Source organism: Bacteriovorax sp. BAL6_X (assembly GCF_000443995.1).
Taxonomy (GTDB): domain Bacteria; phylum Bdellovibrionota; class Bacteriovoracia; order Bacteriovoracales; family Bacteriovoracaceae; genus Halobacteriovorax_A.
The window spans coordinates 1,006,550-1,019,197 of record NZ_AUMC01000010.1 but is presented as its reverse complement, the minus strand read 5'-3'; the positions used below and the strand labels follow the sequence as shown (position 1 = coordinate 1,019,197).

10 protein-coding genes and 1 rRNA gene are annotated in these 12,648 nt (G+C 37.7%); 2 read left to right on the top strand and 9 right to left on the bottom strand.

Features of this window, described 5'->3' with window-relative positions; translation table 11 throughout:
- The 8 genes from M902_RS15565 to M902_RS15530 all read right to left on the bottom strand — a co-directional run.
- Nucleotides 1-573, bottom strand: a 16S ribosomal RNA gene (locus M902_RS15565); the annotation flags it as partial.
- A 583-nt stretch (nt 574-1,156) separates the two neighbouring features.
- The gene (pheT, locus tag M902_RS15560) at nt 1,157-3,583 is read right to left on the bottom strand and encodes a phenylalanine--tRNA ligase subunit beta (protein ID WP_021267935.1); all 2,427 of its coding nucleotides are present in this window, start codon (nt 3,581-3,583) and stop codon (nt 1,157-1,159) included.
- Between the two features lie 22 nt (nt 3,584-3,605).
- Nucleotides 3,606-4,667, bottom strand: coding sequence for a phenylalanine--tRNA ligase subunit alpha (gene pheS / locus M902_RS15555; protein WP_156979920.1), 1,062 nt, complete (start codon nt 4,665-4,667; stop codon nt 3,606-3,608).
- A gap of 102 nt (nt 4,668-4,769) precedes the next feature.
- A complete protein-coding gene (locus tag M902_RS15550) occupies nt 4,770-5,282 on the bottom strand; it encodes a DUF4416 family protein (protein ID WP_021268657.1) in 513 nt (170 codons plus the stop codon).
- A gap of 1 nt (nt 5,283) precedes the next feature.
- A complete protein-coding gene (locus M902_RS15545; RefSeq protein ID WP_021268192.1) occupies nt 5,284-6,306 on the bottom strand; it encodes a bifunctional heptose 7-phosphate kinase/heptose 1-phosphate adenyltransferase in 1,023 nt (340 codons plus the stop codon).
- Nucleotides 6,307-6,316: 10 nt separating this feature from the next.
- Nucleotides 6,317-7,384 (bottom strand): glycosyltransferase family 9 protein, encoded by a 1,068-nt coding sequence (locus M902_RS15540; protein ID WP_021267858.1) that lies wholly within the window; start codon nt 7,382-7,384, stop codon nt 6,317-6,319.
- Nucleotides 7,381-8,070, bottom strand: coding sequence for a (d)CMP kinase (gene cmk, locus M902_RS15535; RefSeq protein ID WP_021267966.1), 690 nt, complete (start codon nt 8,068-8,070; stop codon nt 7,381-7,383). Before cmk ends, M902_RS15540 begins: the two co-directional genes overlap by 4 nt.
- 85 nt (nt 8,071-8,155) lie before the next feature.
- A complete protein-coding gene (locus tag M902_RS15530; RefSeq protein WP_040314920.1) occupies nt 8,156-9,175 on the bottom strand; it encodes a lytic transglycosylase domain-containing protein in 1,020 nt (339 codons plus the stop codon).
- Nucleotides 9,176-9,256: 81 nt separating this feature from the next.
- Here M902_RS15530 and M902_RS15525 point away from each other — a divergent pair, with 81 nt between their 5' ends.
- Entirely contained in the window at nt 9,257-11,323 is a 2,067-nt protein-coding gene (locus tag M902_RS15525) for a thioredoxin domain-containing protein (protein ID WP_021268734.1), read from the top strand.
- Nucleotides 11,316-12,254 (top strand): CoA transferase, encoded by a 939-nt coding sequence (locus M902_RS15520; protein ID WP_021268049.1) that lies wholly within the window; start codon nt 11,316-11,318, stop codon nt 12,252-12,254. Before M902_RS15525 ends, M902_RS15520 begins: the two co-directional genes overlap by 8 nt.
- Here the strand turns inward: M902_RS15520 and M902_RS15515 are convergent.
- Nucleotides 12,238-12,612 (bottom strand): MAPEG family protein, encoded by a 375-nt coding sequence (locus M902_RS15515; protein WP_198011914.1) that lies wholly within the window; start codon nt 12,610-12,612, stop codon nt 12,238-12,240. The two genes, M902_RS15520 and M902_RS15515, sit on opposite strands and share 17 nt — an antisense overlap.
- Nucleotides 12,613-12,648 lie beyond the last annotated feature (36 nt).

Below are 12,648 nucleotides of genomic sequence, written 5' to 3'. Positions count from 1 at the left end.
AAATCCGAACAACGCTTGCACCCTTCGTATTACCGCGGCTGCTGGCACGAAGTTAGCCGGTGCTTCCTTTGATGGTACCGTCACTCCAGACACCTATTAGATATCTGGCAATTCTTCCCATCTGACAGAGCTTTACAACCCGAAGGCCTTCCTCACTCACGCGGCATTGCTGCGTCAGGCTTTCGCCCATTGCGCAATATTCCCCACTGCTGCCTCCCGTAGGAGTCTGGACCGTGTCTCAGTTCCAGTGTGGCTGATCGTCCTCTCAGACCAGCTATGCATCGTCGCCTTGGTAGGCCGTTACCCCACCAACAAGCTAATGCAACGCAGGCTCATCTCATAGTAAATGCTTCCAAGGAGAGGCATTCTTTCATCTACTTTTTCCATGTCGTAGATCGTATGCGGTATTAGCCAGAATTTCTCCTGGTTATCCCCCGCTATGAGGCAGATTACCTACGCGTTACTCACCCGTGCGCCACTCTACTCACACCCGAAGGTGCTTTCTCGTTCGACTTGCATGTGTTAAGCATGCCGCCAGCGTTCGTTCTGAGCCAGGATCAAACTCTCCAAGCATATATCTTGAAAAAATTTAATTTACTCAATTTACGTTTGTCCTGAATCTTCCGATTTAAACTCAAAGATTTTAAGCTTAAATGGCATCTGACTGATTGAAGTAACTTCAATGATTCAGTTACGTCAGATCTTTCAAAAACCGTTTAAAACTTATTTTGGATTTCTTCTCATCTTGTTCACTGCCTAAGCAGCAAATCTTTATTACTTTATTTGAATGTCTAAAGAGCTGTCCGAGACTATATGTTCATGTTCAACATGTAAAGTCTTTTTTAACAATTAAAGAAAAAAATTCAATGTCGTTATTAGCAACGTTGTTTTTTGTTTCGTTTGTTGTTTGGAACGAGGGGCATATTATGAAACCCCAATAACTTAGTCAATAGTTTTTTTACTTTTTTTTAACTTTTTTTTCATAAAATATAATAACAATATTAAACACTTATAGATTATTAATTATACTTAACTTAAGTAGTAGTTTGAACTTCTGCAAAAACCGTAAGCTACTGAAATCTCGAAAAGTAATTCTAATAAAAAAGGCCACTCTCTGAGTGGCCTTTTATCATCGGTAACTATGTAAAAAATTTAACTACTTTTTTAGAGGAAATCCGTTTTTTTCTAGCGTCTCGACAATCTTATTAGATGCCTCAGTAATGAACTCACCTGATAAAGTATTGTTAGGATCTAGGAATTCACTTCTTACCGTTACAGACTTCTTATCTTCTTGCACAAAGATATCTGCAATAGAAGTAGTAACAAGTTCTTTAATCTTAAGTTTAGAAAGACTACTTAAGATGGAGCCTACAGCAACACTATTATCAACTTCAACAGTACAATCAAAAGTTGAACCAGGGAATTTAGCTAGTGGACTATACTTTGTCTTATCTTTTTGTTCGCGTGATTCAAACGCACTCATATTAACAAGAGCAATTGAAACGTTTCCTTTAATTTTAAATTGCTTTAGAACTAGTGGGTGTACAGAGAAAATTACACCATCCATCTTTCCTTGAATTCTTAAGTTGTAAAATTCGAAAGGATGAATACCGGCCCATTCTTCATTGATTGCATTACTCTTAAACTTTGGATTACGTTCGTTTAACTGATAGTTAATATTAGCACTATCAAGTAAGCGAGTTGTGTCGTTTAGAAGCTCCATAAATGGTGTTGCTTCTTTATCAAAATATAGAGCACCAAAGACACTTTCTTCTTTTACGAAGTCTTTGTCATTTGCATGATATGTACGGCCGATTTCAAAGAACTTGAAAGAAGAAGAGTTCTTAGCATTTTGAGCAGCAGCTTCGAGAAAAGAAGGAGCAAGTGACTCACGCATAAGTGATGCATCTTTTGATAAAGCATTTATAAGCTCTAGCCCACCCTTATGTTCGTACATGGCCTTCTTGAGAAGTGATGGACCAATCATAGGGTAAGTCATAACCTCAAATGCACTTGCATGATTAACCATAAAGTTTTTCATACGGCGATGTAGTTTCTGTGCAGGACTTAACTTAACAGGTGAAATATCAAGCTTTGGTGATATAGGATCAATATTGTCAAAGCCAATAATTCGACCAATTTCTTCAACGAGACATGATCCTGTTTCGATGTCTTTCGTTGCACGATAGCTTGGTATATGAGCAACAAAGCTTTCTGCAGTTCCTTCAATATTAAAGTCAAGAGCATTAAAAATTCTTTTCATTTCATCAAAAGAGACTTCTTTTCCAAGTGCCTTATTAATTTTAACAGCACTTGATGGAATAGATACCGGTTTAATCTCTAAAAGATTCGGGCCATCGTATTGAATATCACCAACCACTCTAGCCTCAGGGTTTTCTTTTAAAACATACTCAAGAGTTCTTAAAAGTGTTCTTTCAAGCATTAGTGAATCAAGAGTCTTTTCATATCTAGAAGAAGAATCAGTACGAAGCCCTAAGCGAGTTGAAGTTTTTCTAACTTCAGCAGCTTTCCAGTTTGCAACTTCGATAAAAATCTTCGTTGTACTTTCATCAACACCACTATTTAGTCCCCCCATGATTCCAGCTAGAACCAAAGGCTTTTGTGAGTCACCAATAACTGTGTCACCTACAATTAATGTTCTTTTTTCATCATCAAGAGTTGTAAATTCAGTTTCAGATTTCAGAGAGCTAATCACAACGGTATCACCATTAATCTTTTCGCGATCAAAGATATGAAGCGGAATTCCGAGTTCTAGCATTACGTAATTTGAAATATCAACGATATTATTAATTGGACGAAGACCTACCGCTTGCAGGCGTCTTTTCATCCATGAAGGAGACTCTCCTACTTTTACATTATCTAAGCTAAGACCAAAGTACCCAAGGCAACTTGTGTCTTCTTCAACTTTAATTTTTATTGGTGCTGCCTCACTTGAAAACTTCGCTTTTAAATCAGCTACCCACGAGTCAGAGAATGGGTTATTTAATTCATTATCAAAAATTGTTGCAAACTCACGAGCAATACCAAAGTGTCCCCAAAGATCAGGTCTATGAGTTAAAGACTTATTATCAACGTCTAATAGAACGTCTTTTGTTTGACCAAATAGCGTTAACATATTAGTCCCAAGTTCTGGATTATCAAACATCTTATCTAGTTCGATAATACCTGGTGACTCTTCAGCAAAACCAAGTTCTTCTTCTGAACAAAGCATCCCTTCAGATAAGACACCACGAATTTTCTTTGGCTCAAGAGTTAATCCATTCGGCAAAGTAATACCTAGTGGAGCATAGGCAGTACGCATACCTACACGAACATTTGCAGCGCCACAAACAACTTGAAACTTATCCTTACCATTTGTAAATGTCACAAGATTAAGTTTATCTGCCTCAGGGTGCTTTTCTTTTTCTAGAACTTCAACAACAGTAATAGCTTCTAAATGATCACCTACAGAAAGAACATCTTCAACCTCAGCTGTTGCTAGAGTGAACTTTGAACCAATTTCGTTAGCGTCTAAGTCTGGAACCTTAACGAAATCTTTAATCCAATCAATACTAATTAACATATATATTCCTTAAAACTATTTTTTAATATTCTTTAAATTGTGAGTTAAATCTAAGATCACCAGATTGAAGGTGGCGGATATCATCGATTCCGTACTTCATCATCACAAGACGATCTAGTCCTAGACCAAAAGCAAAACCATTGTATTCCTCAGGGTCAATCCCACCTGCTCTAAGAACATTTGGATGAACCATTCCACATGGAAGAAGCTCTACCCAACCAACTTGCTTACAAACAGAGCATCCTTTTGCATTACAAACCTGACATTTAATATCAAGCTCAAAACCTGGCTCAACAAATGGGAAATAACCTGGACGAAGTCTTACTTCCACGTCTTTCTTAAAGATCTCAGTTAGGATTTCTTTCATAAAGTAGATCAGATTAGATACAGAAATATCTTTTCCAACCATCATTCCTTCTAATTGCTGAAATACCATCTCATGGGAAGCATCAGTTCTTTCGCAACGGAAAACGGTACCAGGTGCGATGAAGCGGAAAGGAGGCTTGCGTGACTGCATACCTCTTACTTGAATTGTCGAAGTATGGGTACGAAGAAGGTGCTTATTTCCTTCTGGAGAATTTTCATCTTTAAACCAGAAAGTATCTTGCATATCACGAGCTGGGTGATCCCCTGGTATATTTAGGGCCTCAAAGTTATAAAATTCTGTTTCAATGTGCGGCCCATCTAATACTTCAAATCCCATCGATAAGAAAATATCTTCAACTTCTTGTTGCACAAGAGTTCTTGGGTGAAGTCCACCGTGATTGTTGTTTTTAGATTTAACGACATCAGTAAAAGTTATATCGATTTTGTTCTTACTTAGCTTTTCATTAATCTGAGCTAGCTCAATTTCAGAAAGCTTCTTAGCAACAAGCTTTTCAATATTTTGCTTAATTTCATTAGCAACTGGTCCGATTTCTTTTCTTTGCTCAGGAGTAGCATCCTTTAGCGATTTTAAAATTTCAGATACTGCCCCCTTCTTTCCTAAGTAACTAGACTTAAGAGAAAGCACTTCTGGTTGCGCATTTAATGTTTCAAGTTCTGTTTGAAACTTTCCATAAGCTTCATTTAGCTTATCAATCATAATCCCACCTATTCGACGATTTATAAACATTCAATAATAACCTTGGGAGTTTTTCATGCGGTGTGCGAAAAAGCAAGACTTGGAGGGTCAGTAATTAGTTAATTAGACCAATAAAAATGAGCGCATCCAATTGAACTTTGAAATGATCTCAGGGTGCTGATAATCAGGGTATGTCCAAGATAGAGTCTCGTAAGACTTTCCTTGAAATTGGTATGTTAATTCAGCAAAAACGCCATCACCCAGATAGATACGATGAGAGTATGGCTTACCACTTGAGAGGATTACTTGATCCAAGCAAATTAGGCCTGGGTCAATATTAAAAGCTCTACCAAGATCCAAAAGATTTGCTTTCTCTAAAACATCACATTTTTTTTTGATATCAACTAGCTGAGTTCGCTCAACAGCATCAGGATAAAAGAAGAAGCATCGTTTTAGATTACTGCCCATTTCCTTGCTGTAATAATCTTTCATTGGAAAAAAGCTATGGGTAAAAACGATAGGATGAGCGTACTTTGGCCCAAGTAGACTAATGATTTCACTTGGGCCAATTCTATCCTCTTGATAGAGGACACTAAAGAAAACGAGTGCCTGAGTTGCAGGTTTTAAATCACTCACTCTACTTCATTTTCTCTTTTAAAACATTGTAGTAGTTACTTAGCTCTTCGATATTAACAGTTGCTGTTCCAACCTTACCTACAACAACACCTGCGCCACAGTTTGCAATCCACGCGGCCTCTTCAAGACTTGCGCCAGCTTCTAAACATGCAACTAGAAGAGAGATTGTTGTATCTCCTGCTCCTGAAACATCGTAGACTTCGTTTGCAACAGTTGGGATCATATGAAGCTTGCCATCACCTAAAGTATCAAGCATCGCCATTCCTCGTGCACCAAGTGTGATAATGATTTTTTCAAGCTCTAGCTTATCAACAAGAATTTCCGCAATCTCTTCAACTTGAAGCTCTTGAGCATAACCTAAGAGGTTTGCCATGAGCTTTGCCTCAAGGTGATTAGGCTTAAGCAGCGAAACACCTTTATAGAAAAGCGGAGGCGTTGTACGACTAGGGTCTACGGCCACAAGACTTTTCGTCTCCTTAAACTCACTTACTAGGCGCGAGATTAGAGACTCTGTTAGAACACCTTTTGAGTAGTCTTCTAAAATAAGTGCTCCGTGGTTTTCTTTAAGTTCATTAATGCGAGCAATCAGTCTTTTTTCTACGTCAGCATTAATAGGCTTCTTTGATTCATAATCGATACGACAAATTTGTTGATGGTCTGTAACGATTCTTTCTTTGAAGACAGTAGGTCGCTCATCACAACGAACAACTCCCCAAGTTGAAAGTCCTGCTTCTTCTAATAGGTCTTCCAAGACATTTGCGTTTGCATCATCGCCCATGACGCCACATAAAGTTGAATTAACTCCAAGTGTTTTTAAATTCTCAGATACGTTGGCCGAAAGACCAAGCTTATGCCACTCTTTTTGAACTTCAACAAGAGGAACAGGAGCCTCCGGTGAGATACGATTAACAACGCCGGATGTGTATTTATCAATTCCAACATCTCCAACAACAAGAATCGGTTTAATATTGGCGAGATTGGCAATAATTGTATTAAAACGTTCAGATGAAATTAATTTTGTCATAGTATTTCCATTATATATTTAAAATTGATTTTGCTATTTCAATAACCCTATCTTCTTCAATTTTGGCCATACAGTCATAATAAGGGCAATCAATTCCGGCACACTTATCAGACTCTCCACAAACAACATTCGGTGTAACTGTTTTAATTTCAGTCTCCCCTTTTGGCTTCCACCTTAAAGAAGAATGACTTTTAATCGGCGAGTATATCCCAATTAAAGACACTCCCAGGGCCGCGGCCATGTGTGTGGCACCAGAGTTTGGACCTATAAAAAGTGTAGCGTGTTTTAAAATATTTAGAAAGTTAACAATGCCTCGTTTTTTACCATTGAAGTAGTAGATATTCTGATCACTATAATCTCTAAGCTCATCCCTTACTGGATTTACATAGCGTAAATCTGAAGGGATATGAGAAATGATGAAATTAAAACGATTAGGATAAATACCGTTTATGCGCTTAATAAACGTTGCAATATTCTTTGCTGGCCATGGAAGGTTATTATTTGAGACACCAGGGTGAACAAAGACCATCTCCTTTTCAGGATCAAGGCCTTCTCCCTTTATTAGTTCTTTAAAAGAATTAAAGTCGTTCTCGTTCACATTGAAGTTAAACTCAGGAATATACTCCTTGTCTTCGATAGTGATAAAATTGTCGAGATCTCGTAGTAACTCAATATTATAGAAAGTTTCATGTCCTTCTACTTCTGAACGTATTTGACGAACTCCACGATTAAGAGTGAAGTTAGCCTGCCATTTCGCAAGGTGTCCTCCTCGAAAAGGCACTTTTTTAAGCCAAGCAACAAAGTTTGGAGTTTGTGATCCACCTGCGTAGAGGTAAATATCAGGCTTAAAGTCATTAAAGACCTCTAGCGCACGCTTTACCTTAAATGGATAAGATTTCTTCTTATCCAGAACATAGACTTTATCGATATAGGGATGGTTTTTATAAAGAATGACCGAAGTCGGCGATGTGATCATTGCTACAGTCGCATTTGGATCCATTTCTTTAATGGCCTGGGCCATTGGCATTGTTAGAATATTCTGGCCAATGGCGTCTGTGCGACTGATTAAGTATTTCACAACTCTATTCCAACCTCTTTTGCACGAATTTTTACATTTTCTTTAAGTGTCGAAATAACCTTGTCGATATCCATTTCACTTGTATCAACAAGTGTTGCATCGAAGGCCTTTACAAGAGGGGCCACTTCACGGCCCATATCTTTTTCGTCACGCTTTTTTACATCACGCTTAAGCTGTTCAAGATCGATATCGTGTTGACCTTTCTCCATTAGCTGATCATATCTTCTTTGCGCACGAATATCGATCGATGCTGTCACAAAGAACTTGGTAAAGGCATTAGGGAAGACAATCGTTCCAATATCACGGCCTTCCATAACACAAACCTTTTCATTTGCGATTGACCTTTGAAAATCTAGAAGCATTGTTCTTACAACAGGAATTTGTGAAATGATCGAAGCAAGCTTAGATACGTGGTGTTCTCTAATTTTTTGAGACAGATCCACACCATCAACTTTCACTAGGGCGTCTACTTGCCCATATTCAAGCTTAATTTCTTTTAAAAATGATTCAACTGCCGCGTGGTTTTGAAGGTCAATCCCCTTCTCATTTGCAGCAAAGGCTAAGGCGCGGAACATTGCACCAGTGTCGATATAAAGGATACCTAGTTCCTTGGCCAACAGCTTAGCTACAGTTGATTTTCCGCTCCCACTTGGGCCATCAATTGCAATAACTGATGAATATGTCATACAACTTCCTTATTCGTGTAATTTATAAGGGATGAATATAGCAATTTTTAATAGCTATTTGAAGTTGAAAAGATGACTCGCTGAATTATGAGTTTTTTGCAAAGCGTGACTTAGAGGGTTCTTTTTTAGCAATTTTTTCCTCTACATTAGGAACAATATCCATACCGAGGTAGTAATTGAGGTCAAATTTATGATTATTCTTGTGAAGGATTGACTCAACGCCCAGTGAGCGTGAACGCTTATTTAGTGTTTCAACTGCTGCCAGCATCTTCTTATAATTCTTTTTAACTTTGTCGTAGTAAACGTTTTTAATTCCAACAGGACGATTAAAGCGAAGGCTCTGCCTCACAAACCCCGGCCCCATATTGTAGGCAACCGTTGCATAGCGATAAAGCCCAAATCTCTTATAGAGACGACTAAGATAGTAAACACCAAGCTCCATATTTACATGAGGGACACGAAGAATCTCAATAATATCATCTTTGTTAAGAGACTTTTTTAGAAGCTTATGAAGGAAGACCCCAGTTTTTGGCATAATTTGCATAAGACCTTGGGCCTTTACGTAACTTTGTGCTGTCGGATTAAAGTGACTTTCCGTCCATGCAATTGAGATAACCCAAAGTGGGTCAAGTTGTCTTTCTTCAGCAAAGTGAAGCAAAGAAGAGATATATTTCTTGGCCCTTACATTTATTGGATACTCCATATGAGCAATTAATGTGTCTTCAAGAGTCTTTTTATCAATCGATGAAAGAAATCCAAGGTGCAGGCTTTTGAAGAAAGGATTAGTCTCTTTGAAATTATAAGTATTGTAAGGAGTATAAACGTGGTTTTTTGAATTTATTGAAGAAAGGATACCCAGATCACGGAAGTTTGTACTTGTTGGAGTCCAAAGGAAGTCAAAAGAAAGCACAATAGCAAAGGCACAAAGTCCTAACGTGAGCAATGATTTTGTATTCGTACAAAAAGTACTAAAATGTTCAAGATGTGAGCTATATCGCTCACTCGGTGCTTTCATATGATGGTCTTTTACCGCTATTGAACCTGCTCGTCTAGTTAAAAGAAAATTATAATGCGCAGCACTGGAAATAATTTCAAAAACATTCATTTAATTACAGGATTTTGGGAGGTTATCCTTTAATTTTTAAATATTTCACGCATAATAGATATATAAATTTGAGGAGTAAGAATGACAGATATTGGATTTAACCGATTAAAAGATGAATCATCAACATACCTAAAGCAACACAAAGACAATCCAGTTCACTGGTATCCTTGGGGACCAGAGGCCCTTTCTCGTGCAACTGAGGAAAATAAGCCTATCTTCCTTTCAATTGGATACAGCTCTTGTCACTGGTGCCATGTAATGGCCGAAGAGTCTTTCTGTGATGAAGAAACTGCAAAATATCTAAATGAGAACTTTATCAATATTAAAGTTGATAGAGAAGAACATCCTGATATTGATAATTACTACCAGCAAGCATGTCAATTATTTACAAATGGTGGCGGCTGGCCTTTAAGTGCCTTCCTACTTCCAAACCTAAAACCGTTCTTTGTTGGAACATATTTTCCAAAAGAAGCTAAGGGTAAAGCAACTCCATTTATGGAAGTTTTAGCGGAGCTAGTTAGAGCATATAATGATGATAATGCAACTGTTACAGAGAATGCTAACAAAGCATTTGATGCAATTGAAAAAGGCTTCATTTCGCCAGAGAATGTTGATTTTCAAGGTCACTTTCCTCATCCAAACTCAGTTCTCGATGTTCTTGATAAATTTAAAGATGAAGAAAATGGTGGTTTTGGTGAAGCTCCAAAATTTCCTCAACTTGCTTTCTATGAATGGGCCATTGAGCAAATGCTTGAAGGTGTTGTAAAAAAAGAGCATGGTGAGCACATTGTTAAATCTTTAGAAAGAATGTTGATGGGTGGTGTTTACGATCAAGTACGTGGTGGTCTACACCGCTACAGTACTGACAATAAATGGACAGTTCCACATTTTGAAAAGATGCTTTATGATCAAGCTGGTCTTTTGAAGCTTCTTGCAAAAGCGAGTATGCTCTACCCTTCACCACTTGTTTTCGACGGGATCTTTAATACGCTTGAGTACCTAAAATCTGAAATGCTAAATGAAGACGAGAACTTCTTCTTCTCTGCACAGGATGCTGATAGTGAAGGCGTTGAAGGACTTTACTTTACATATACAGAACAAGAGTTTGAAGATGCTCTAGGAAGATTTGATACAGAAGATGAGTCATTAACAAAAAACCTTGATAAACTTAAAGACTGGTTTGGTATTACTCAAAAGGGTAATTTTGATTCAGGACTTAATGTTCTAACAATTAATCATAATAAAGCTCAAGAGATCTTCACAAGTGAATCATGGGATCTAATTAGAAATGCAAAGAAGGCCCTACTTAATGAAAGAAAGCTTCGCATTCCTCCTATGACAGATAATAAAGGGATCGCTAGTTGGAACTTTCACATGATCACGGCCCTATCAGATGTTATGCAATACACTCAAGTACCTGCCATTAGAAATGCAGCAAGTATGTTATTTAATCGTGTCGTCGAAGGTACTTATAAAAAGTTCTTAGAAACAACGCCAAATGGAATGCGACTACGCCATACAACAACTCGTCCAGTTGGTGCTTCACTACTAGAGGACTATGTTCTCTTTGCTGAAGCACAACTTAGAATTTATGAGCTTAGTGGAAACCCAGTCTTTAAGGCAAATCTAAAAGACACACTAGGTTTTATCTTAAAAGAGTTCTTAGTAGATGGCCGCCTTAAAACACGCGCCCTAAGAGATAATGATATGGAGCTATATCCAAATCAGAATTTTACAAGCTTTGATCAATCATTTAAGTCACCTGTTTCGACACTCATTAAGTTAATCAGACGTGCTAGTGTTCTATTTAGTGATATCGATATGCTTGAAGAGATTAGACCACTAATGGAAAATACCACACAAGATGTTCTAAAGAATCCAGCTGGCTCAGGTGAAGGGCTTAGAGCACTTAGTTATCCAGCAAATGCCTACAAGGTTATAAAGTGTCCAAAAGAGTGGCTTCAAAACCAAGAATTCGCAGGCTTTATTTGCTACTTCCTACCAAGATTTGTTTTTGACTTCCATGAAGATAAAGGACAGAGATGGGAAATTTGTGGAACTAATGAATGTGAGATGACTGGAGAAGGCCTAGATAGCTTCATTGAAACTCTAAAGCCAAACCAGGCAAAAGGCCAAGCGAATGAGTAATACTCAGGGAAGGCCACTTGCAGGTAAAACAATCATTGATTTTTCACACCGCCTACCAGGGCCTCTAGCAGGAAAACTTCTTGCAGGCCTTGGTGCAAATGTCATTAAGATTGAAGATGCAAAATTTAAAGATCCTTTTATCTATGGCCTCTTTGCTGAAATGGATAACTCATTTCCTAAATGGTACGAAGAGTTAAATGAATGTAAAACGGTAAAGCGCTTCGATTTTAAAAGTGAAGAAGATATTAAAGAGATTCAAAAACTTGTTTTTGAAGCAGATGGAATCATTATGGGAATTCCAGGAAAGATTCAAGACAAGCTTGGGATCTCTGTTAAAACAATTGAAGAAACAGTAAAACACAGTTACGGAATCGTTATTCCGAAGGCATCAAAAGAGCATATGAGCCATATGCATGACTTGAATGCCCTAGCAATGACAGGTCTTCTAAGTCTTCATCTAAGAAATATCAACTCAATTGAAGATGTCGCTCCTCCGTTTTTACCTCTTGCAGGTATTAACTTTGGACAAAAAATGGCCTTTGATCTCCTAGGTGCAATGTTTAAGGCACAAGAGACTAAGGATGTACAAATCATTGAGTCTTACTTATACGAGTCAACTCAAGAAGTTTTTGATGCTTTCTGGCCTAAATCTATTAGAGAGACAGATCACAAGTTTCTCCATAATGGACTATACCCTTGCTACAATATCTATCAGACAAAAGATCATGAATTTGTTGTTATGGCATGTGTTGAGGAAAAGTTCTGGCAATCGTTTAAAGAAGCCTTTAAGTTTGATTCAACTGATGATGAAAGATTTGAAACAAGTGGAACTATCCATAAGAGACTAAAAGATCTCTTCTTCTCAATGACTGCCCAAGATGTACGAAACACCCTAGGCAACCTTGATATTTGTATTAACGTAATAAAGTAATACTGATTCCAATTAAAGATAAAAGAATAATGCTGGTACCGAAGAATCGATAGAATGAAGTACCAGCACTTTTTGTAAGTCCTATAAAGTGAGATATTCTCGAAATAATAAGTGCAGTAAGAAGAAAATGAATTCCTATTATATTTATTGCCTCTTTCTCAATTGCAAAATAAGTTAATAAAAGAATAAATGGAATATACTCGGAGAAATTTCCATGTATTCTGATGGCCTTATTCATATCTGACACTTTCCCATGTCCTAGACCCACACGGTGCTTCCAACGATTTCGAATAACATTCAAGGTAACTATTGCATAAAGTAATCCGAGTACACCACAGTAGCGAAAAAATATCTCCATTTTCATATCAACTCCTCACTTTCTCTAAATTAAGAA